Here is a 24,069-nt window from a genome sequence, read left to right as displayed (position 1 = left end):
AATGCCCTCCGGCCGGCGAGGTTGCTTGTGTACTGCCGTGGGACCGCAAGGCATTTCCGTCTCATCTCGGATAACTTAAAAAATGGTCACGACAAAAAAGGAAGAACCCATCCAACGGATGCATACTCCCTCGAATTAAGTGAACACTTTTTGGACACGACACACATTTATTTAACTATTTCCGCTCCAAAAAAAAGCTTTTCACCTTTTTTTGCTTATATATAAGTAAAGGGAGTGAAGCGAGTGGATAAAAATTTGTACGGAAGAGAAATTAGTAGTGCAGAATGGGAAGGAGATCCCACCATCCTAGAAGTTAGTCAGAAATGCCCGGCTTTCAATATGGAGAATGGGAAATGGCGCTGCCAACGATGTGGAAATAGCGAACAGCTTATAAAAGGTCCATGTGATTGCGGAGACGATTGTTTCTTTTGTGCAGCGTGTTTGAATATGGGGAAGCTAAAAAAATGTACGCTCCTTTATTCATTGCCGGAAATAAATGAATTTCCCCAACTAACTCATGCGCCTTTAACGTGGGAGGGGGAATTATCGACTGAGCAAAAACGGGCGTCCGACGCGATTGCCACTACTTGGGCTGAAAGGGGCGAGCGTTTGATTTGGGCCGTTGCCGGTTCAGGAAAGACCGAAATGATTTTTCAAGGGATTTCCGATTGTTTACAAGCGAAAGGGAGGATTTGTATTGCATCGCCGCGTATTGATGTGTGTTTGGAATTGGCACCGAGGTTGGAAGCGGCTTTTAGCGGCATCCCTCTCGCATTATTATTCGGCGGAATGGAAGACGCGTATTGTTACACACAGCTGACTATTGCGACCACCCATCAGCTTCTTAGATTTAAGGCCGCCTTTGATTTATTGATTATTGATGAAGTAGATTCCTTCCCATTCCATAATGATAAAACTCTGAATTTTGGTGCGGAAAAAGCGCGTAAACCGAACGGCGCCTTGCTCTATTTAACTGCAACGCCTCCACGAGAAATGCAAAAGCGAGTGAAACAAGCCAAACTGGTGGCGACAATTCTGCCCGCACGTTATCATCGTTATCCGCTGCCGGAAGTGACGTGCAAGTGGCTGGGGGATTGGCGTAAGAGTATCCAAAAGAAAAACCGCCGCTCCCTACTAATGAAGTACATCCATCAATTGATTCAATCAGAACGCCGGTTTCTATTATTCATGCCACATATTGGTTTGATGAAAGAGTTGGAAAATTGGTTGCATCTGCTTTATCCAGAACTTTCATTTACCTCTGTATCAGCTGAAGATCCGAAACGGGTCGAAAAAGTAAAAGCGATGCGACAGGAGCAATATCGGTTCCTGATAACCACAACAATTTTGGAACGTGGGGTTACGTTTCGCGATATAGATGTTTTTGTTATTGGAACGGAGGACCGCGTTTTTACCGAATCTTCTTTGGTTCAAATAGCAGGAAGAGCAGGGCGGCATAAGGATTTTCCAACGGGATTGGTTTGGTACGGTCATTATGGGCAGACACGCGCCGCGAAGCGAGCAGTCCGACAAATCATTTCTATGAACAATGAAGCCAGAAAGGGAGGGTTGCTGCATGCCAAATTGTCTGATGTGTAACCGTGCATTACCCCCTTGTTTAACGTTGAAGCAGATTTTTTCGTTTCACCCGCACGAAAGCCCGATTATATGTGAAAAATGTCGCCAAACTTTTCGTTGGATAGAAAAAGAAACGGCCTGTCCTGGTTGTTCACGTCCTCAAAAAGCAAGTACTATCTGTATGGATTGTGAAAAATGGCAGGCCCGTCTTCCGAGTGAATATGTTTCGCATGAGGCGTTTTTCTACTATGACGCTGCCTTGAAAGAATGGCTGCAACGCTATAAGTTTCAAGGTGATACGCGTTTTGCCCAGATCATGTCGGCCACCATACAGACTTTTCTCAAAAAGAGTCCTGACGCAGTTGTTGTTCCGATTCCGGTTTCTGAAGCGAGTTATGCTAAGCGTGGCTTTAATCAATGTGAAGAATTACTGCGTATAGCGTCTTTACCTTATGAAAATTGGTTGATAAATATCTCATTCGAAAAGAAACAATCCGAGAAAAAGCGACAGGAACGCCTAAAAACGGCACAACCATTCCAACTCGCTCCTACCTTCAACAAAGACATAACATCCGTTATACTATTTGATGACGTGTATACAACGGGCCGCACACTTATGCATGCCAAGCACGTATTTGCGGAGGCAGGGGTTAAGAGAATTACTTCTTTCTCGATTGGGCGATAATTAGATGGAATCGATTGTAAAATCTTACCGCTTACATTATAATGGGATTAAGGAATCCTAATGAGTGGTCCATAGGAGTCTTTTCTGATGATGAATCAGGCGAAAGGAGAGAGCACTATGTTTAGATACAATGTCCGAGGAGAAAATATCGAGGTAACAGCAGCAATAAGAGAATATGCAGAGAAAAAACTAAGTAAACTAGAAAGATTCTTTGATAATGTGCCGGAAGCAACTGCACATGTAAATTTGAAGGTCTATACTGATAAAACTGCAAAGGTGGAAGTTACAATTCCTCTACCTTACTTAGTATTGCGTGCTGAAGAAACTTCAATCGATTTATATGGAAGTATCGACTTGGTTGTGGATAAATTAGAGCGCCAAGTACGTAAATACAAAACTAAGATTAACCGTAAATCTCGTGAAAAAGGATTTGCTCCAACGTCATCACCATCTATGATTGAAGAGGACCTGGATGAAAGTAATGGGCAATTAGAAATTGTCAGAACAAAACGCATCTCACTAAAACCAATGGATAGTGAAGAAGCGGTTCTGCAAATGAACATGCTAGGGCATAATTTCTTCATTTTCGAAGATTCAGAAACGAATGGAACAAGTATTGTTTACCGTCGTAAAGATGGGAAATTCGGCTTAATCGAAACAAATAACGATTAAAACGTGAATAAATAATAGTCGCCAGGGCGTTTATTGCTCTGGCGATTTTTGTGCTTTATAAATCATTAATAAAAAAGATGGGGCACAAAGAGAAATACCCTTCAATCTAACTCTTTTTAGGCATGAAATAGTAGAAAACAGTACAAAAACACTAGTATTAATGCTAAAATGAGTAAGATGCGTGAAGTGTAAGCATTCCTTATGTTATATCAGAGAAATACTACTAACTATATAAATCAGAATTAGAGGAGATTTAGAATGGCCAACTTTTTGAAACGAATATTCGAAAACGACAAGGCAGAAATTAAGAGTTTAGAAAAACAAGCAGATAAAATCATTGCCTTGGAGAGTACGATGGCTGCTTTGAGTGACGAGGAATTACGTAATAAAACGGCAGAATTCCAAGAACGTTACCAAAAAGGGGAAACATTAGATCAACTACTGACAGAAGCATTCGCGGTAGTAAGAGAAGCTGCAAAGCGTGTGTTAGGTTTATTCCCTTATAAAGTTCAACTGATGGGTGGTATTACCCTTCATAAAGGAAACATCGCCGAAATGAAGACCGGTGAAGGTAAGACACTAACGGCAACAATGCCCGTTTATTTGAATGCAATTTCTGGTGATGGCGTTCACGTCGTTACAGTTAACGAGTATTTAGCGAGCCGTGACGCGGTTGAAATGGGCGAGTTATACCGTTTCTTAGGCCTGACTGTAGGCTTGAACGTTACGGGTAAATCATCTGAAGAAAAGCGTGCTGCTTATAATGCAGATATCACTTACAGTACCAACAACGAGCTCGGATTTGACTACTTACGTGACAACATGGTCGTTTACCGTAACCAAATGGTACAACGTCCGTTGAATTTTGCTGTAGTCGATGAAGTCGACTCTATTTTAGTCGATGAGGCACGTACACCGTTAATCATCTCAGGACAAGCTGAAAAATCAACAGCCATGTATAATCGTACCGACTTCTTCATCAAGAGTTTGAAAGAAGAAGAAGACTACACAATCGATTTGACATCCAAATCTATTTCCTTAACAGATACAGGTATTGAGAAATCTGAAAAAACGTTCCACGTCGATAACTTATATGATGTCGATAACACAAACTTGGTTCACCACTTGGATCAAGCATTACGTGCGAATTATATTATGATTCTGGACGTTGATTACGTTGTAAACGAAGGTAAAGTCCAAATCGTAGACCAATTTACAGGGCGTATTATGGAAGGTCGTCGTTACTCTGACGGGCTTCACCAAGCGATTGAAGCGAAAGAGAACGTAGAGATTCAAAATGAATCCCGTACAATGGCGACAATCACGTTCCAAAACTATTTCCGTATGTATACGAAGCTGTCTGGTATGACCGGAACAGCTAAAACAGAAGAAGAAGAGTTCCGTGAGATTTATAACATGGAAGTTATTCAAATTCCAACGAACAAACCAATTATTCGTCAAGACTATCCGGATTTGTTATTCCCTAACTTGAAGAGCAAATACCAAGCAGTGGCGAAAGATATTAAAGCGCGCTACGAAAAAGGACAACCGGTATTGGTGGGTACGGTAGCGATTGAAACGTCTGAACTTCTTTCTCGATTATTGAAACAAGAAGGCGTTCCGCATGAAGTGTTAAACGCGAAAAACCACTTTAAAGAAGCTGAAATTGTTATTAACGCGGGTCAACGTGGCTCGGTAACGATTGCGACGAATATGGCCGGTCGTGGTACCGATATTAAATTAGGGCCTGGTGTACTAGAAGTGGGCGGTTTAGCTGTTATTGGTACCGAACGTCATGAATCTCGTCGTATCGACAACCAATTGCGTGGTCGTTCAGGACGTCAAGGAGATCCGGGTGAATCCCAATTCTACTTGTCACTTGAAGATGACTTGATGAAACGTTTTGGTTCAGAGCGTATTCAACAAGTTTGGAGTCGTTTGAATACAGACGGAGATGCCGACGACATGGCGATTCAAAGTAAAATGCTTTCCCGCCAAGTTGAATCCGCTCAAAAACGAGTTGAAGGAAACAACTACGATACACGTAAGAGCGTTCTGGAATATGACGAAGTAATGCGTGAGCAACGTGAAATTATTTACGGTCAACGTCTGGATATCATTACAGAAACAGAAAGCTTGCGTACAATTACAGTAAATATGATTGAACGTACAATCACGCGTTTAGTAGAAACACATACGCAAGGCGAGAAAGAAACGTGGAATCTAAAAGCAATCCATGACTTTGCAACAAGTGTATTGGTTCATCCAGAATCAATTTCCGAAGATGACTTAAAAGGCAAAACAGCTACAGAAATCAAAGATGATTTAATTAACCGTTCAAGAACTGTTTATGAAGAAAAAGAAAAACAATTGAGCGGCGACCAAATGCTTGAATTCCAAAAAGTTGTTATTCTACGTGTTGTGGACCAAAAATGGACAGAGCACATCAGTAACATGGACGAGTTACGTCAAGGAATCGGCCTGCGTTCATATGCACAAAACAACCCACTGACGGAGTACCAAACAGAAGGTTACAATCGATTCCAAGAAATGATTGCTTCCGTAGACTACGACGTGACACGTATTGTCATGAAGTCAGAAATCCGTCAAAACCTAAAACGTGAATCAGTAGGGTCGAACTCTGATATCCGTGCGGTTCGTGAAGGTGAAGTAGGAGCAGCCGATAAAGCAGAGCAAATCAAACGTGCGCAAATGGCAGCAATGCAAATGCGTCAAGTGATGATGGCACAACAAATGGAACGCCTACGTGCTCAAAAAGCGGCTATGGATGCGCAAAAAGAGACAATGGAAAATTCCGAGCAAGTTGAAGCTGAAGCGACAGTTGAAGAGGAAATCCAACCAGCAGCACCTGAAATGACAGAGGGTAAAGTTGGCCGCAATGACCCTTGCCCATGCGGAAGCGGTAAAAAATTCAAAAATTGTCACGGACAAGTTTAATAAAGAGAATGGAACAACGGTATTGCGGACAGAGCTTCTGGCTGAATACCTGAACCTTTAATCACGAAGTGGCTGAGATCCTTTTCCCAGCCACTTCTTGCGTATTATAAACAGGAGGAAACACCATGGAATTAAGTGAAGTAAAAGTATTGTTAGAAACATCCGAAGAAAAAATCCAAAGCTTTGGGAGGTCTCTTTGACTTAGAGGCACTGGAAGCGGATATTGCCGAATATGAAGATCAAATGCTGGACCCTAGTTTTTGGGAAGACTCACATGCAGCACAAGAAGTGATTAATGCATCCAATCAATTAAAGAGTGTGTTTGAAACATTCAATAAGTTGAAAGAGATGTATGAAGAACTAGAAGTGATGTATGAGTTCGTTAAGGAAGATCCTGAATCTGAATTCGAAGAAGAGTTGGCGGGAAATGTAGCAGAGTTTGAGGCTGCCTTAAATGAATACGAATTAACCATGCTTCTGAATGGACCACATGACAAAAACAATGCCATTTTAGAAATTCATCCAGGAGCCGGCGGAACCGAATCACAAGACTGGGGAAGTTTATTGCATCGGATGTTCACGCGCTGGGCGGATAAAAAAGGCTATACCATTGAAACGTTGGATTACCAAGCAGGTGATGAAGCAGGGATTAAGAGTGTGACGCTCTTAATCAAAGGCTTGAATGCATATGGAAATCTACGGTCAGAACGTGGCGTTCATCGTCTCGTGCGTATATCGCCATTCGATTCTGCTGGAAGAAGACACACATCCTTCTGTTCCATTGATGTGATGCCTGAAATCGCAGCGGATAATGCTGATATTGAAGTGAGTCTAGATGATATTCGTGTAGATACATACCGTGCAAGTGGGGCGGGTGGTCAGCATATTAACAAGACCTCTTCGGCGATTCGTATTACGCATATTCCAACGGGTATTGTTGTCCAAAGTCAGGCGCAACGGTCGCAGTTCCAAAACCGTGACACGGCAATGGGGATGTTGAAAGCAAAACTTTTCCAAAAACAAGAAGAAGAACGCGAAAGTGAACTGGCTGCTATTCGTGGCGAACAAAAAGAAATTGGCTGGGGTTCTCAAATTCGTTCTTACGTTTTCCACCCTTACTCCATGGTGAAAGATCATCGTACGAATCATGAAACAGGAAATGTGCAATCGGTTATGGATGGAGATTTAGATCCATTTATCGACGCATTCTTGAAAATGAATATTACGAATGATGAAGATTAATCCTTCAGTCATGCATCCGCCTCTCATGACTGTCATATATTGAAATACAATTGTAAAGAAACTAACACAGCAATACTGTGGGAACGTGCTATAATGATTTGGCGTATGAAAAGACATACCGTCAGACACTGTTCAAACCCACACAGATTCTGTGGGGTTTTTTTAGAGATAGTATTCAGCCAATAATAAAAAGATAGGTGATTACATGATTGAGATGGTAAATGTCTCAAAAGTATACAAAAATGGCGTAACTGCAGTTAACAAACTGAGTGTTAAAATTGAGCAAGGCGAGTTTGTTTATATTGTTGGACCAAGTGGAGCGGGTAAATCTACTTTTATTAAAATGCTTTATCGTGAAGAAAAAGCATCAGAAGGTTCTATTAAAATCGGCAAGTTTGATTTAATGAAAATTAAGGAACGTGAAGTTCCCATGTTACGTCGTTATGTCGGCGTTGTGTTCCAAGACTTTAAGCTATTGCCGAAACTAACGGTTTATGAAAACATTGCTTATGCAATGGAAGTAGTCGAAAAAACACCGAAACAAATCGAAAAACGTGTGTTTGAAGTTCTGGATTTAGTTAAACTAAAACATAAAGCGCGGATGTTCCCAACAGAATTATCAGGTGGCGAGCAACAACGGATTGCAATTGCGCGAGCGATTGTAAATATGCCGGGAATCCTAATTGCGGATGAGCCAACCGGAAACCTTGACCCTGACACATCTCTTGAGATTATGGATATTCTGGATGAGATTAATTCACAAGGAACAACTATTTTAATGGCAACACATAATAGCCAAATCGTAAATGATATTAAACATCGCGTATTGGCAGTAGAAAATGGCCGCATTGTGCGGGATCAACAAGAAGGAGAGTATGGCTATGAAATTTAGAACCATGGGACGACACATTCGCGATGCATTTAAGAGTCTTTCTCGGAATGGGTGGATGTCGGTAGCAGCAATCAGTGCTGTAGCAATGACATTAATCTTAGTGGGTTCATTTATAGCAATCCTCTTTAACGTAAACAAATTGGCGAGCGACGTCGAAAATGATGTAAGTGTTCGTGTCTTTATTGACTTGGCAGCAGATGAGTCAAATAAAACAACATTAAAAGAACAATTAGAACAGATTCCAAATGTGGAGTCGTTATCGTATTCCACACGTGATGAAGAGTTGAATAAATTAATTGGTAGTTACGGTGACGAATTTAATTTATTCGGCGGCGACGATAATCCTTTGCATGATGTGTATGTTTTGAATACCGAAGTACCAGAGCAAACGGGTGAAGTAGCAAAAGCAGCTGAAGGCTTAGAATATGTTTCTAAAGTAGAGTACGGTGGTACAACTGCTGAGAAATTATTTGACACTATCGCCACAATGCGATTGATCGGACTTGTGATTATCGGTGGTCTTCTCTTGATTGCTGTCTTCTTAATTTCCAACACCATTCGTATTACGATTTTCTCACGTAGTACCGAAATTGAAATTATGCGTCTCGTAGGTGCTAAAAACAGCTACATTCGTTGGCCGTTCTTAATTGAGGGTGCAATCATTGGCTTTATTGGCGCGCTTATTCCTACCGCCATTTTAGTCTTTGGTTATAGTTTCCTTTTTGATATTGGAACACAATATTTAATTGGTTCAAACTTTGGCTTATTAGCGCCACTGCCATTTACAATGTACTTAGGATTAGGTCTCATGGGCATAGGTGTTTCACTTGGCTCAATCGGATCTGTGTTATCAATGACACGTTTCCTAAAAGCTTAATATAAAAAAGAGGGGTCAGGGTTAATACCTGACTCCTCTTTTTTCGCATGAAATTGTGTATATGAATAATTACAAAGCAATTCTCGTTCCGATTTAGTCACGCATTTGCTTTTTACCTAAATAATCAGAAACTTTCTATTTTACAGCCATAATGATAGAATACGAAAAGATGGAACAATAATATTCTTTCAGGAGGACGAGATGAAAAAAGTATTAGTTGTCGATGATGAAGAATCCATTGTTATTTTGCTTTCTTATAACCTTGAGAAAGATGGTTATCAAGTTGTGACTGCTCATGACGGGAAAGAAGGCTATGATTTGGCAATGACTCAGTCTTTTGACTTTATTATTCTTGATTTAATGTTGCCATCAATGGACGGCATGGACATCTGCAGACGACTGCGTCAAGAAAAAATAGACACACCGATTTTAATGTTGACTGCTAAAGATGATGAACTGGAAAAAATAATCGGTTTGGAACTCGGAGCAGATGATTATATGACGAAACCTTTCAGCCCCCGTGAAGTATTGGCTCGAATGAAAGCTATTTTGCGTCGAATCGGTAGCCTGAACACGAATGAAAATGTAGAACCGACGAAAGAAACCAAACTACCTGAGTTGAATGAAGTAAAAGAAGAAAAAGTAGAAATTGGTGAAATCATTATTTTCCCGAATCTATACGAAGTGCAAGTGCGTGGCGAAATTATTGATATTACGCCCAAAGAATTTGAATTATTACTCTATATGGCGAAGCGGGCAAATCGGATTTTAAGTCGTGAGCAGTTATTAAATGCTATCTGGAATTTCGATTATGCGGGCGAGACACGTATTGTAGATGTTCATATTAGTCACTTACGTGAAAAAATAGAACAAAACACTAAGAAACCTGTTTATATCAAAACAGTAAGAGGCTTTGGCTACAAATTTGAGGAGCCAAAATAATGCGAAAATTTACAACTCAATTTATGGCGCTTTTTATTGGCCTTTTCCTACTCCTATCGATGGGAGTAGTTTTTTATACGAATCAATTAGTGTACCAGGTCACTACTCAGTCCATGACTGAAGATGTGGAGCGTCATACGCTCTATTTATCAGAAATATTGGAACAGCAATTCTTAAAGGATGCGTCGAGTGTCCAAACGGCTGTTACACACCTCGAGTCTTTCCAATTATTTTTGGAGGATGAAGACGATATCGCTTTTATTAATAATGACGGGAAACTCATCTATTCGTCGAATGCATATCAAGCTTCTGTTGAGAATCAAGCAAAAACAAAAGAAATTCGCGTTGTCTTAGAAGGGAAAGAAAGTGGGAATAGTGGGATTGTCCGCAACGATACAGGTAGAAGTGAATACAGAGTTGCGGTACCGCTCTACAACGAGAATCGCCAACAAGTAGGAATTTTACGTTTGACACATGAATTACAGGACTTGGATAGTTTACAGGATGCGCTGATTAAATCTGTTTTTGTTTTTAGTTTTGTGGCGATTGTGATGGCCGGCTTCATTGCTTATTACTTATCCAATCGTATTTCCAAGCCTTTAAAAGGTATATCAGATGTCATTGAAAGTATTTCGGATGGCGATTACACTAATCATTATATTGGAATAAATTATCCCGAAGTAGCTGAGTTGGGAAATACAGTTAATCAGCTGGCTGAAAATTTAGAAGCAAAAAACAGAGAAATCATTCAATCAAATGAGCGTCTGACCGTTTTAGTCAATCGTCTGATCATCGGAGTAGTTCTCTTGAATCACAAACAACAAATTCAACTGATGAACCCGGCGGCCCAAGAGATTTTGGGAATCGATGATACTTTATTGGGACATAGCTTTTTAGAAATGACGAAGAGTTATGGATTGGTGCAAATTATTCAGAAGACTTTCCAAAAGAATAAAAATAGAAATGATGAAATCTACGTGTACCATCCCCAAGATCGGATTCTGGATGTAAACACTATGATTGTTCCGAATGTTGAAGGAAGACAAGTGATTGTTTTGTTGTATGATATTACTCAAATTCGGCGCCTGGAAAAAGTGCGGTCTGATTTCGTTGCCAATGCTTCGCATGAGCTGCGAACGCCTGTCACGGCTCTGAAGGGATTTTCAGAAGTGTTGTTGGATGGGGCGATGGAAAATCCGGCTACCTTGAAACAATTTTTGGAAATTATTTACAAAGAATCAAAACGCCTGGAAATTTTGGTCAACGATATTCTGGAACTTTCACGGGTGGAACAGAAACAAGTTCCGTTGAACGTGGAGACGGTCAATATTATGAAGATAATCGCTTCCTGTTTCCAAGTGATTCAACCACAGGCTGAGGCGAAACAGATTAAATTACGCATGTATACCTCTGAGTCGGAAGATGTATGGGCCTTGACCGATCGCAGTCGTTTAGAACAAATACTTAATAACTTGATTATGAACGGCGTGAACTACACGGACAATGGCGGAAAAGTTTCGGTCATGGTCGAAAAAATTAATGATGAAGCTGTTATTCATGTTGCCGACACAGGAATTGGCATTCCAGAAGAAGATTTGAACCGTATTTTCGAGCGTTTTTACCGTGTAGACAAAGCCAGAAGCCGCAATTCGGGTGGAACAGGCTTGGGTCTATCCATTGTTCGCTATCTGGTTCAAAACTTAAATGGTCGTATTGAAGTCAAAAGTCATTTAGGAATAGGCACGACCTTTACGCTTTATTTACCGTTAAATTAGGGTATTCGTAAATATATTCCCTTATCTTTACACATCCTTTACATGAAATTTACAAACCTTACAAAAGTCGCTTTATTTCTCCGGAAATTAAGGCGGCTTTTTATTTTGCAGATATAAACAAAAAACTAGTAGCACTCACTTATATAAATCCCTAAACACCTTATATGCATGAATTCGTTAAATATTAACTAGAAAACAGCGTAGATATGGGCTTTTCTAAAGCCAATTATTTGTAAATAATCGAGAAAGACGACTATTTATCTCGAATATCTTTGTAAATTTAAAACGGGTGAAATCTTTACATTAAACCATACGGTAAATTTACATTTAAAGAATAGAATGGAGTTAAGGCAATGAGCCCAAGACACTAAAGAAAAAGGATGGTAATTTATAATGCAATTAAAAAGCCTAAGTAAGTTAGTATTATCTTTAGGAGCTGTAGGTGTGTTGGCAGCTTGCGATCCAGCAGCAACAGGAGATGAAGAAGGAACGACAGATGGTTCTGCAGTAGCAGGAGAAATCATCGTAGTATCTCGTGAAGACGGTTCAGGTACACGTGGTGCATTTACAGAAATTACAGGCGTTTTAGCAGAAGACGAAAATGGCGAAGAAGTTGACGAAACATACATCGAAGCAGTTATCCAAAACGGTACAGAAGGTGTTCTATCTACTGTAGCAGGAGACGCGAACTCAGTCGGATATGTTTCACTTGGTTCATTAAATGATACAGTAAGAGGTTTGCCAATTGATGGCGTAGAACCAACGAACGAAACAGTTCAAGATGGTTCATTCCCAATCGCACGTAACTTTAACATTGCTTGGGGTGGAGATATCGAAGCAGTCGCACAAGATTTTATCGACTACATTCTTTCCGCAGAAGGACAAGAAATCGCAGCTGAAGAAGGTTACGTAGAATTCGTATCCGAAGCAGCAGCATATGCAGGGGACGGTTCACAATCTGGTTCTATTTCAGTTGTTGGATCAACATCCGTTACACCATTGATGGAAGTTCTTGTAGAAGAGTACACGGCATTAAACCCAGACGTTAAGATTGATGTAACATCTAACGGATCTTCAGCGGGTATGACGGCAGCAATGGACGGAACAGCTGATATTGGAATGGCTTCACGTGAATTGAAAGAAGAAGAAGCTGCAGAACTAGAATCAACTGCAATCGCAGTGGACGGTATCGCAGTTATCACAAACAAAGCAAACACAATTGAAAGTTTGACACTTGATCAAGTACGTCAAATCTTTACTGGTGAAGTAACAGAATGGGAAGAAGTACAATAAATTTCTGACCGAATGAAAGGGCCAGGTATCTGGCCTTTTTTTCTAGTATTGGTATATATGGGTTAAAAGAAAGTAATGGCTCAATTTGGGAAAGCCCAGGGTAAGGGAGAGGGAAACATGCAAAAGAAATATTTTTGGGAACATTTCATGAAAGGGATCTTTATTGCCTCCGCATCCATTTCAGTTATTTCCATCATCGTCATTTTTTATTTTATTTTTGAGGGTGGCGTCCCGTTCATGTTGGACTATGGAATCGGGAAGTTCCTATTTGGTTCAGTATGGACACCATCTAACTCAACACCACAATACGGTATTTTACCAATGATTGTTGGTTCGATTGTGATTACAATTGGAGCAATTATTATTGGTGTGCCGACAGGTGTATTCACTTCGGTCTTCATGGCGCGCTTTTGTCCACCGAAACTTTATAAATTTTTGAAGCCTGCAATCAATATGATGGCTGCTATTCCTTCTATTGTCTATGGATTCTTTGCGTTACGCGTGGTCGTTCCGCTCATGAAAAGTTGGGTAGGCGGTACGGGTATGAATATTTTAACGGCTTCTATTTTGTTGGGGATTATGGTATTGCCGACAATCATCGGTATGTCAGAAGCTTCACTCCGCGCAGTGCCGAAAAGTTATTACGAAGGTAGTGTGGCGCTAGGCGCAACGCATGAACGTTCCGTTTTACGTGTTGTTGTTCCAGCTGCTAAATCAGGAATCATCTCCGCTGTTATTTTAGGCGTGGGACGTGCAATCGGTGAAACGATGGCCGTTATCCTGGTCGCAGGTAACCAACCGCGTATTCCATCCAGTCTGACACAAGGTGTGCGTACAATGACGACAAATATTGTGTTGGAAATGGCATATGCTGCTGGACAGCACCGTGAAGCCTTGATTGCAACTGCCGTTGTTTTGTTTATCTTTATTATCATTATTAACGGTGCGTTTTCAATCGTGAAAAGGAAGGGGATCTAGATGGAAGCGAAACTAATCCGATTTTTTGTGTACTTTTTTAGCTTTATAACCTTTGCTTCTTTACTCTATATCATCGGTTTTATTTTTATTAATGGTATCTCCGCATTATCTCCAGAGATGTTTGCCTGGAAATACACAACAAGTAACGTTTCTATGATGCCGGCGATTATAACAACTTTCATCGTAGTGTTCTTTGCTTTGCTAATCGCAGCACCGATTGGCGTATTTACAGCTTTCTACCTAATTGAATATGCAGATGCGAACAATAAGTTTATTAACATCATCCGTGTTGCAACGGATACGCTATCCGGTATTCCTTCGATTGTTTACGGTCTGTTCGGGATGTTATTCTTTGTTCTTTTCTTGGGATTCCAGTATTCTTTAATTGCAGGGATCTTAACATCGGTCATTATGGTTTTACCGGTCATTATTCGTTCCACTGAAGAAGCATTACTCTCTGTAAATGTTTCATTAAGGGAAGGTAGTTTTGCTTTAGGAGCAGGGAAACTGCGTACGATATTTAGAGTTGTTTTACCTGTCGCAATGCCTGGTATTTTATCAGGTGTCATTTTGGCAGTCGGACGTATTGTTGGAGAAACAGCGGCGTTGATGTATACACTTGGAACGTCGACTAACTTACCAACGGATGCTTTCCAATCAGGGCGTACACTTGCCCTCCACATGTATGTGTTGTCGAGTGAAGGGATGCACGTTAGAGAATCTTACGCTACAGGGGTAGTATTGATTATTCTAGTACTGATTATTAATGCTATATCAACGTGGTTAAGTAATCGATTAACAAGAGGAGCGAAATAACAATGAGTAAATTAAGTATTTCAAACATGAATCTTTGGTATTCAGATTTTCAAGCGTTAAAGAACCTAAATATGGAAATTAGAGAAAATGAAATCACTGCTTTTATCGGACCATCCGGATGTGGGAAGTCGACATTCCTTAAGAGCTTAAATCGTATGAACGACCTGGTTCCAGGTTGCCGTATTGAAGGAAGTCTCTTGTTGGATGGCGAAGATATGTACGCATCGGATTTCGACGTGAACCAATTACGTAAACGTGTGGGGATGGTCTTTCAACATCCAAACCCATTTCCAATGAGTATCTACGATAATATTGCTTATGGACCACGTACACATGGGATTAAAGACAAAGCGACTTTGGATGAAATTGTTGAGCGTAGTTTGAAGGGTGCAGCGATTTGGGATGAAGTAAAAGACGATTTGAATAAAAATGCCTTACGTATCTCAGGTGGACAGCAACAACGTATTTGTATTGCACGTGCTTTAGCTGTGGAACCAGAAGTACTCTTAATGGATGAACCGACCTCTGCACTGGACCCGATTTCTACAGCTAAAATCGAAGACCTTGTTCAAGAATTGAAGGGCAAGTATACGATTGTTATGGTGACACATAACATGCAACAAGCAGCGCGTGTATCGGATCGTACAGCTTTCTTCCTAACCGGTGAAATCGTTGAATTCGATGATACAACAGATATTTTCTCAAATCCTAAAGACAAACGGACTGAAGATTATGTATCCGGAAGATTTGGGTAATCCGTATTTTCATGATAAAATAAAGCAACAAAACAGTTTGAATGAGGAGTGCGCGTAATGAGAAGAATATATGATGATGAGTTAAAAAGCATGCATGCTCAATTTACCAAAATGGGATTAATGGTAAATGAAAATATTTTACTTGCAGTTAAAGCGTTCATAAATCACGACAAAGAAGCGGCCAATCGTGTTAAGAAGAACGATAAGGCAATTAACAATATAGAGTTAGAAATCGAAGAAATGTGCTTCAAGTTAATCGCACTACAACAGCCTGTATCAAGCGACTTACGTTCAATCGTAACGGTTATGAAAGCGAGCTCCGATCTAGAGCGTATGGGTGACCATGCTGTAAGCATCGCGCGTTCTGTCATTCGCGTTAAAGAACTTCACAACAAGCGTATTCCTTTAGTAGAAGGGAAAATTGCAGAGCAAGCGGAAGTTGTGAAGGATATGGTTGAAGATTCACTTGATGCGTATATACGTATTGATGTGGAAGCAGCTTATACAATTGCGGAAACAGATACAAAAGTAGACGATTTGTTCGTTGAGATTAATAAATTGTGTCTGAAAGAAATGGCTAAAGATGCAGAAGTCGTACCAGGGGGGACAGACTACATCGCTGTATCTGGTTACTTGGAACGTATCGGAGATTACGTAACAAACATTTGCGAGCGTATTGTCTACCTGAAAACGGGAGAACTTTCAGAATTAAACTAATTAAAAATGCTAAAAGTCGAGACGATGATGTCTCGGCTTTTTGTTTTTAGAGAGAACAGGCTCAAGTAAAAGTGGGAAAAAGAAATTCTACTTGAGACGTATTCAGTAGGTATTCGAAAGCGGGATTATGTAGCTTTTAGGCTACTTCTGGTAAAATAAGAAAGAAGTATCTATGAGGAGGCGTGGTGGCTATTGGAAAAAATGAATCCAGAAATAACGAAGCAAACGGTCCAGATGTTTAAGCTGTTAGGCGACCAGACCCGGTTTAAGATTTTGTACTTATTAGAAACGAAAGAATGGCATGTAAATGCTATTGCAGAAGCACTAGAAATGGAACAATCTGCTGTCTCCCATCAACTCCGAAAATTGAAAGAAGCGAAGTTAGTAAAGAGCAGACGCGTCGGAAAAAACATGTTATACAGTCAGGAAGACTCACATGTTTATGACATTTTACACCTCGCAGTTGAACATGCCGCACATACACACAACTAAGTGCGAACGAGTGTTCTTTTTGAGGTAGACATGTTATGATGGTAGGGAACAGAATCTCAACTAAAAGGAAGAAGATTATGGCTAAAGATCAGATTATCGTGCGCGGAGCACGTTCACACAACTTAAAAAATATCGATGTAGCGATCCCGCGTGACCAGTTAGTGGTTGTGACGGGCTTATCAGGTTCAGGGAAAAGTTCACTTGCATTTGACACTTTATATGCCGAAGGACAAAGACGGTATGTCGAGAGTCTTTCAGCTTATGCACGCCAATTTCTGGGACAAATGGAAAAAGCAGATGTTGATAGTATCGATGGCTTGAGTCCGGCGATTGCAATCGACCAAAAATCGACAAGCAACAATCCCCGTTCAACAGTCGGCACCGTAACGGAAATCAATGACTACCTGAGACTTCTTTTTGCACGAATTGGTCATCCGATTTGTCCGAATGATGGAACCGAAATCAGCAGTCAATCACCCGAGCAAGTTGTAAACCAAGTGATGGAGCTGCCTGAACGGACACGTATGCAAATTTTAGCACCTGTTGTGATAGGTAAAAAAGGCCAACATAAAAAAGTTTTTGAATCAATTAAAAAACAAGGGTACGTTCGCGTTCTCGTAGACGAAGAACTTTACGATATAACGGATGTTCCCGAATTGAATAAAAATAACAGTCACGATATTTCCATCGTGATTGACCGAATCGTTGTAAAAGACGGTGTTCGTTCGCGTGTCTATGACTCCGTGGAAGCAGCATTACGTTTAGCGGAAGGTTATGTGATTATATCTATTATTGATGGAGAGGATCTGCTGTTCAGTGAACACTATGCCTGTCCGAAATGTGGCTTTACAGTCGGCGAAATCGAACCACGCTTGTTCTCATTTAATGCACCGTATGGCGCTTGTTCAGAATGTGACGGTTTAGGGTCTAAATTAGAAGTGGACGTAGACTTAGTCGTTCCGGACCGTCAACTATCGATTAACGATGGAGCCCTGGCACCATGGAATCCAATCAGTTCCAATTATTATCCGGAAATGTTGCGTCAATTCTGCCAGCAACATGATATTGCGATGGATGTTCCTTTTGATGACTTACCAGCTGAGCATCAAAAACTAGTTCTGCATGGCTCTAAAGGGAAAAAATTCCATTTTTATCATAAGAACGATTTTGGCGCGGTTCGTGATGTGAACATACCGTTTGAAGGGGTCATGAACAACATCAACCGTCGTTATCATGAATCATCGAGTGATTTTACGCGTAAAGTCATGCGGGAATACATGACCGAACTGGCCTGTCAAAAATGTCATGGTGCACGTTTGAACGAGCAAGCATTGGCGGTTAAAGTGGGGAACGAAAATATCGCGGAAGTGACCCAATATTCCATTGATTCGGCGATTGACTTTTTCGAAAAGTTGGAATTAGAAGGCGCAGAAAAAGAAATTGCGACACCGATTTTAAGAGAAATTAAATCTCGGCTGACTTTCTTGCGAAACGTGGGTTTGAAGTACCTCACCTTGAGTCGTATTGCCGGCAGTTTATCGGGCGGGGAAGCACAGCGGATTCGCTTGGCCACACAAATCGGCTCCAATTTATCAGGTGTTCTCTATATTTTGGATGAGCCATCAATCGGATTGCACCAACGCGATAATGACTTGTTGATTGAATCCATGAAGAGCATGCGTGACTTGGGAAACACTCTAATAGTGGTGGAGCATGACGAAGAAACAATGATGCAGGCGGATTATCTGATTGATATCGGTCCGGGAGCCGGCGAGTTCGGCGGAGAAATTGTTGCGGCAGGGAAACCTACCGAAGTGATGAAAGTCAAAGAATCGATTACCGGTCAATACTTGGCAGGTACAGCATTTATTCCGGTTCCAACTGAGAGACGTTCCGAAGATCGGGGAGCGATTTTGATAGAAGGCGCACAGGAAAATAACTTAAAAAATGTGGATGCGTCGATTCCAATCGGGAAGTTTGTAGCTGTAACAGGTGTATCGGGCTCCGGCAAGAGTTCGTTAGTTAACCGCGTATTAAAACCAGCTCTTTCGCGTGAACTAACACGGACGAAAGAGAAACCGGGTAAATTTAAGCGGATATCTGGCTATTCAGACTTGGAGAAAGTAATCAACATTGATCAAAGTCCAATCGGCCGTACACCACGAAGTAACCCAGCTACCTACACAAGCGTTTTTGATGACGTACGGGCATTATTTGCCAGCACGAACGAAGCAAAGATGCGCGGCTACAGTAAAGGACGCTTTAGTTTTAACGTCAAAGGTGGCCGTTGTGAAGCTTGTCGCGGCGATGGTATTCTAAAAATTGAAATGCACTTCCTGCCGGATATTTATGTGCCGTGCGAGGTATGCCACGGTCGTCGTTATAACTCCGAAACGCTTGAAGTGAAGTACAAAGGCAAAAACATTTCCGAAGTACTGGATATGACGATTGATGAAGCATTGATTTATTTCGAAGCAGTTCCGAAAATTAAACGAAAATTACAAACAATCGTAGATGTTGGTTTGGGATATGTCACATTGGGGCAACCCGCGACCACCTTATCTGGAGGGGAAGCGCAGCGGATGAAGCTGGCTAGTGAACTCCAACGCGTCTCAACCGGTAAAACGTTGTATATCCTTGATGAACCAACAACGGGCTTGCATACACATGATATTGCTAAATTATTGGAAGTGTTACAACGTTTAGTAGATCAAGGAAATACAGTATTAGTTATTGAGCACAATTTGGATGTTGTTAAAACAGCCGACTATATTATCGATATGGGGCCAGAAGGCGGCGTTGGCGGCGGAACCGTCATTGCGACCGGTACTCCGGAAGAAGTAGCGGAAGTACCAGAAAGCCATACAGGTGTTTATCTTAAAAAAGTACTGGCACGTGATAACGCGCGATAAACTCTATACAAAAAAATATCGGCTATTCTTCCTACATAGGAGGGATAGCCGATGTTTTTACTTTACCAGTAAATGTACTAGGTATTGCTACTTAACCCGAAATCAACCTTAAGACCTATGACGAAATACAGAAAAATTGGCATAATAATAACATAAAGAGAAACCACCGTTCCAAATGGCATAAGCACATATAATTTTCGTATTGAGTCAATATAGGAGGAAATATTATGAATGAAAGAGAACGTATTTTAGCGCTAGTTAAACAAGGGATTATTTCTACCGATGAAGCAATCGAACTTTTAGAAAATACTGCTAAAAAACAAGTCGAAGAAGCACAAAAGAACGAGACAAAAGAACCGTTCGTAGAAGCTGAAAAAGCGGAACCGACGGCTGAAGAAGTTCAAGCAGCTGCTGACAAGAAAGATAAAGAAAACTTTGAGAAAATCCTCGAATCACTAGCGAGTGAAATTTCTTATTTCTCATCAAAAGTTGACGAGAAAACAGAAGCGTTACAAATTTTACGTCGTCAAATTAGCGCGAAAGAAGAACGCAGACAAGCGATTGCAACTCATGAAGAATTGGGTACAATGACGCCTGAATTACAGATGGAAGTTGTACGTCTGGAAGAAGAACTCGAAGGATTACGTTCGCAAGAGCAAGCTTTACGTGAAGAAAAACGTAAAATGGAAGAACAAATGCGAACGTTGAAAAAAGAACAATTAGAAACAAATGTAAAATCATTTGGCGAAAAGTTTGGTAACAAAGACGAGTGGAAAGAAACAGCAACTGATCTAGGCAGCAAATTAAGTCATTTGGGTACCCAGTTCAGTCAATTTGTAAATGCTACGGTAAGCAGTATTGCAGAGAACCTTGAATGGAAAGAAGTCGACTTCAACGTAAACATTCCGGGTATCGTCTCCAATAAGTTCAAACATGAATTCAACTACGAAAATACAACAGCAACTATTCTCGACTTCCAATTAGCGAATGGAAATATCCATTTCAAACAATGGGATAAAAATGATATGCGCGTAGAAGCAGATATTAAAATTTATGCGAAGTATGAAGAGGAAACACCTTTGGCTGCATTTGAAGCTCGCAGTACAATTACGATTGATGAAGATCAATTGACGTTCCACGTACCAAATAAACGGGTTCGTTGTGATTTGACAGTTTACCTTCCAGCACGCGAGTACGACTACTTAGCAATTAAAGTGTTAAACGGGAACGTAACGGTTAATGATTTCAAAGGAAAAGATGTGTATTTGAAATCAACAAACGGGAATATGAACTTCGCACATGTTGACGCGACTATGTTGGAATTAGATGGCGGCAATGGTAAAATTACTGTTAGAGATAGCCATTTAGTGGATATTATTGCGAAATTAATTAATGGAGATATCACTCTGAACAGCCACGTGTCTAGTTCGCAACTCTCTATTATTAATGGAAATATTCGCATCACACATACAGACATGGACGTGCAACGGATCGAAGCATCCTCAGTCAACGGTACAGTTAAACTGGCTATTCCAGCAGAGAAAAGTGTCGAATTGGATGCGCACAGTTCGTTAGGAAGCATCAAAAATCGTATGGGAAATGTTGAAGTTATTCAACAACGCGATGAAAAAACGAATAAACATTTACAATTTAGAAGAGTAGTTGACACTACCCCAGTTATGGTAGAATTAAAAACAACAAATGGAAGCATCTTAATGAAAGACACGGATGCAAAATAACAGAAGAGAGGGACAATCAATGAAAAAATTAACGAAATCAGCAAGAGATAGACAAGTCAGTGGTGTATTAGGCGGACTTGCAGAATACTTCGGCATTGACTCTACAATTGTTCGTATTGTTTTCTTGATTTTCGCTTTTGCAGGAGTCGGTTCACCAATCTTCCTATATTTCTTGTTGGCATTATTAATGCCGGAACCCGATAGAAGCAATCGCGATCAAGAATGGTATGCGAAACGTGGGAAATCGACAACGCGTCGTGCACCCAAAGAAGTAAAACCTTTACCAAAAGAAGATAAAGATACGGATGACTGGAGTGACTTTTAATGGGATTTTGGCAGAAAATAGGAGTGAACACACTTGTGTTTTTGGCTCTGGCCTTTTTCTTGCCGGGATTCACAGTTGCGAGTGGTTGGACGGCAATGGCAGCGAGCTTAGTACTAGCATTGGTTAACATTTTCGTGAAGCCAATCCTACACATTTTTTCGTTCCCAATCACATTGATGACATTAGGCTTATTCAGTTTTATCATTAATGCGCTTATGTTGTCGCTGACAGCAACCTTGGTAGGACCAGGGTTTCATTTCAACTCATTTGGGACAGCGCTACTCGTATCATTAATCCTGTCACTTGTACAAAGTTCACTAGAAAATAAAAAATAAAACCGAGTGCTCAACAAGACGTTTAACGACGAACTTGTTGAGCATTTTTTGTATTCGCGGGGATTGGAATGTTTTGATAAGAATTTTACCGGTAAACGTTCCAATCGGTTAATATTGGAACGTTTTAATCGAATTACAAGTGAATTCTATTCCAATCACAGCGGAAGCAGTCTTAAGAGTTTTTTGCCTTTCTAACCATGCATAATAATGTTAAGATTAGTTAGAATAGTTGGAATAAATGTAAGCATAAGACCATATTAGACAAAGAGCGAGGGAATAAAATGGCGAATAGTGTAACCATTAGAGAACTGGTTAAAGCGACAACGTTTAAAGTGATCGTGGGCGAAGAGTTTTTAAATAAAGAAGTAACCTCTACAGAAATACATCGGCCTGGTGTAGAACTGACAGGGTATTTTAATTTCTATCCATCTTGGCGGGTACAATTGATGGGACAAACAGAAACGTCATTCTTGGCGCGCATGTCACCGGAAGAGCGTCTCGTTATCATGCGTCGTTTATGTCAAACAGAAACACCTTGTTTTATCGTGGCGCGTCGAATAGAGCCACCGGTTGAATTAATCAAGGCTTGTCAAGAAGCAGGTATCCCGCTTTTACAAGCGACATTGAAAACAACACGTGTTTCTAGTAATGTGACAAACTTTTTAGAAAGTCGTTTAGCAGAACGTATTTCCATGCACGGCGTATTGGTAGATGTTTTTGGTATGGGTGTCATGATTACAGGTGATTCTGGAGTAGGTAAATCCGAGACAGCCTTGGAACTTATTCAAAAGGGCCACCGTCTTGTGGCGGATGACCGTATTGACCTGTATCAACACGATGACGACACGTTGATGGGAGAAGCTCCTTCGATTCTTCGTCACCTGATTGAAATCCGTGGTATCGGTATTATGGATGTCATGACGTTGTTTGGAGCGGGTGCCGTTAAACAATCCAACGAAGTGAATTTAATTGTGAATCTGGAACTTTGGACAAAAGAGAAGAAATTCGAACGCTTGGGCAGTGATGAAGAATTAGTTACGATTTTAGATGTCCAAATTCCAAAAATCAGTGTTCCGGTTAAAACAGGACGTAACTTGGCGATTATTGTCGAAATGGCAGCGATGAATTATCGTGCGAAGACAATGGGCTACAATGCGGTTGAAACATTTGAACGTAACTTGGAGAACTTAATTAAAGAGAACTCCCGTAAAGAACTCTAATTTGAAGGTGGAATATAATGAAGCAATTATTAGCAGCTATTGACCCTATAGCAATAAAGCTCGGTGGTTTTGAAGTAGCGTGGTACGGAGTGATAATCGGGGTTGGTATCTTGCTTGCGATGTATCTTGCCTCCAGTGAAGGCGATCGAAAAGGAATGCCGCAAGATTTTATCTTAGACTTGGCATTTTGGACGGTTCCCATCGCTATCTTGGGTGCACGTGCCTATTACGTTTTGTTTGAACTGGGTTACTATTTAGAAAATCCCGGCCAAATTTTTCAAATCTGGAATGGCGGCCTGGCTATTTATGGCGCATTACTAACCGGCGCTCTGGTGGTTTACTTTTTTACGAAAAAGAAAAACGTACCGGTGATGCTGACACTTGATGTGTTGGCACCTGGCGTGTTGATTGCACAATCATTGGGACGTTGGGGCAACTTTATCAACCAGGAAGCTCATGGTGCTGCTGTAACACGAGAATTCTTAGAAGGCTTGTTTTTACCAGAATTTATTATTAATCAAATGAATATCAAAGGAACGTATTATCATCCTACGTTTCTCTATGAATCACTGTGGTCCTTGATAGGATTTGCGCTTATTGTATACTTACGCAGAAGACCAAACTTACTGCGTGAAGGTGAAGTATTCTTCAGCTATATCATTTGGTATGCATTCGGTCGTTTCTTTATCGAAGGCATGCGGACTGACAGTTTGTACTTATTTGCAAATATTCGTGTTTCACAATTGCTTTCAATTATATTAATTGCCGGAGCAATTGCTGCATGGGCATATCGCAGATACAACCACTATCCTAAAGATTCGTTTTATACAGATATTAATTTAGGAATGAACACGACTAAGGAGTAA

20 protein-coding genes and 2 pseudogenes are annotated in these 24,069 nt (G+C 40.7%); all 22 read left to right on the top strand.

Annotation, left to right across the window (positions count from 1 at the left end; translation table 11 throughout):
- Positions 1-243: 243 nt before the first annotated feature.
- The 22 genes and pseudogenes from G7058_RS04925 to lgt all read left to right on the top strand — a co-directional run bounded on the left by G7058_RS04925 (position 244) and on the right by lgt (position 24,069).
- Entirely contained in the window at positions 244-1,599 is a 1,356-nt protein-coding gene (locus G7058_RS04925; RefSeq protein WP_166062513.1) for a DEAD/DEAH box helicase, read from the top strand.
- A 160-nt stretch (positions 1,600-1,759) separates the two neighbouring features.
- Positions 1,760-2,263, top strand: coding sequence for a ComF family protein (locus tag G7058_RS04920; RefSeq protein WP_227004500.1), 504 nt, complete (start codon positions 1,760-1,762; stop codon positions 2,261-2,263).
- 117 nt (positions 2,264-2,380) lie between these two features.
- Positions 2,381-2,935 (top strand): ribosome hibernation-promoting factor, HPF/YfiA family, encoded by a 555-nt coding sequence (gene hpf / locus G7058_RS04915; protein WP_166062511.1) that lies wholly within the window; start codon positions 2,381-2,383, stop codon positions 2,933-2,935.
- 258 nt (positions 2,936-3,193) lie between these two features.
- A pseudogene (gene secA / locus G7058_RS04910) lies at positions 3,194-5,578 on the top strand (preprotein translocase subunit SecA); the annotation flags it as partial.
- A gap of 240 nt (positions 5,579-5,818) precedes the next feature.
- Positions 5,819-5,893 (top strand): annotated as a pseudogene (locus G7058_RS12060) (SEC-C metal-binding domain-containing protein); the annotation flags it as partial.
- A 125-nt stretch (positions 5,894-6,018) separates the two neighbouring features.
- Positions 6,019-7,135 (top strand): peptide chain release factor 2 gene (gene prfB, locus G7058_RS04905; protein WP_166062510.1). Its coding sequence is split into 2 segments (ribosomal slippage): positions 6,019-6,090 and positions 6,092-7,135, totalling 1,116 coding nucleotides; the frame shifts between segments, so codons are not numbered across the junction.
- A 205-nt stretch (positions 7,136-7,340) separates the two neighbouring features.
- Complete coding sequence (ftsE, locus tag G7058_RS04900) at positions 7,341-8,027, top strand: cell division ATP-binding protein FtsE (protein ID WP_166062509.1); 687 nt, start codon at positions 7,341-7,343, stop codon at positions 8,025-8,027.
- Positions 8,017-8,904 (top strand): permease-like cell division protein FtsX, encoded by an 888-nt coding sequence (gene ftsX / locus G7058_RS04895; protein ID WP_166062508.1) that lies wholly within the window; start codon positions 8,017-8,019, stop codon positions 8,902-8,904. Before ftsE ends, ftsX begins: the two co-directional genes overlap by 11 nt.
- A 201-nt stretch (positions 8,905-9,105) precedes the next feature.
- On the top strand, positions 9,106-9,846 hold the full coding sequence (locus tag G7058_RS04890) for a response regulator transcription factor (RefSeq protein ID WP_166062507.1): 741 nt from the start codon (positions 9,106-9,108) through the stop codon (positions 9,844-9,846).
- Entirely contained in the window at positions 9,846-11,621 is a 1,776-nt protein-coding gene (pnpS, locus tag G7058_RS04885) for a two-component system histidine kinase PnpS (RefSeq protein ID WP_166062506.1), read from the top strand. Before G7058_RS04890 ends, pnpS begins: the two co-directional genes overlap by 1 nt.
- Before the next feature lie 393 nt (positions 11,622-12,014).
- Positions 12,015-12,914 carry a substrate-binding domain-containing protein gene (locus tag G7058_RS04880; protein ID WP_166062505.1) on the top strand — a complete coding sequence of 300 codons (900 nt, stop codon included), beginning with the start codon at positions 12,015-12,017 and terminating at the stop codon, positions 12,912-12,914.
- Positions 12,915-13,031: 117 nt separating this feature from the next.
- Entirely contained in the window at positions 13,032-13,892 is an 861-nt protein-coding gene (pstC, locus tag G7058_RS04875) for a phosphate ABC transporter permease subunit PstC (RefSeq protein ID WP_166062504.1), read from the top strand.
- Positions 13,893-14,708, top strand: coding sequence for a phosphate ABC transporter permease PstA (gene pstA / locus G7058_RS04870; RefSeq protein WP_166062503.1), 816 nt, complete (start codon positions 13,893-13,895; stop codon positions 14,706-14,708).
- 2 nt (positions 14,709-14,710) lie between these two features.
- On the top strand, positions 14,711-15,463 hold the full coding sequence (gene pstB / locus G7058_RS04865; RefSeq protein WP_166062502.1) for a phosphate ABC transporter ATP-binding protein PstB: 753 nt from the start codon (positions 14,711-14,713) through the stop codon (positions 15,461-15,463).
- Positions 15,464-15,520: 57 nt separating this feature from the next.
- Positions 15,521-16,180 (top strand): phosphate signaling complex protein PhoU, encoded by a 660-nt coding sequence (gene phoU / locus G7058_RS04860; RefSeq protein WP_166062501.1) that lies wholly within the window; start codon positions 15,521-15,523, stop codon positions 16,178-16,180.
- 201 nt (positions 16,181-16,381) lie between these two features.
- The gene (locus G7058_RS04855; protein ID WP_166063714.1) at positions 16,382-16,672 is read left to right on the top strand and encodes an ArsR/SmtB family transcription factor; all 291 of its coding nucleotides are present in this window, start codon (positions 16,382-16,384) and stop codon (positions 16,670-16,672) included.
- 77 nt (positions 16,673-16,749) lie between these two features.
- Complete coding sequence (gene uvrA, locus G7058_RS04850) at positions 16,750-19,584, top strand: excinuclease ABC subunit UvrA (protein ID WP_166062500.1); 2,835 nt, start codon at positions 16,750-16,752, stop codon at positions 19,582-19,584.
- 227 nt (positions 19,585-19,811) lie between these two features.
- Positions 19,812-21,323 carry a daptomycin-sensing surface protein LiaX gene (gene liaX, locus G7058_RS04845; RefSeq protein WP_166062499.1) on the top strand — a complete coding sequence of 504 codons (1,512 nt, stop codon included), beginning with the start codon at positions 19,812-19,814 and terminating at the stop codon, positions 21,321-21,323.
- Between the two features lie 19 nt (positions 21,324-21,342).
- Entirely contained in the window at positions 21,343-21,648 is a 306-nt protein-coding gene (locus G7058_RS04840) for a PspC domain-containing protein (RefSeq protein ID WP_166062498.1), read from the top strand.
- On the top strand, positions 21,648-21,983 hold the full coding sequence (locus tag G7058_RS04835) for a phage holin family protein (RefSeq protein WP_166062497.1): 336 nt from the start codon (positions 21,648-21,650) through the stop codon (positions 21,981-21,983). The genes G7058_RS04840 and G7058_RS04835 overlap by 1 nt, the downstream gene beginning before the upstream one ends.
- Before the next feature lie 281 nt (positions 21,984-22,264).
- On the top strand, positions 22,265-23,203 hold the full coding sequence (gene hprK, locus G7058_RS04830) for an HPr(Ser) kinase/phosphatase (RefSeq protein WP_166062496.1): 939 nt from the start codon (positions 22,265-22,267) through the stop codon (positions 23,201-23,203).
- A gap of 17 nt (positions 23,204-23,220) precedes the next feature.
- On the top strand, positions 23,221-24,069 hold the full coding sequence (lgt, locus tag G7058_RS04825; protein WP_166062495.1) for a prolipoprotein diacylglyceryl transferase: 849 nt from the start codon (positions 23,221-23,223) through the stop codon (positions 24,067-24,069).

The sequence above is a fragment of the Jeotgalibaca porci genome (assembly GCF_011299095.1).
GTDB classification, from domain to species: domain Bacteria; phylum Bacillota; class Bacilli; order Lactobacillales; family Aerococcaceae; genus Jeotgalibaca; species Jeotgalibaca porci.
Note: the sequence above shows the minus strand (reverse complement) of the source record. Positions and strands in the feature narration are given on the sequence as shown.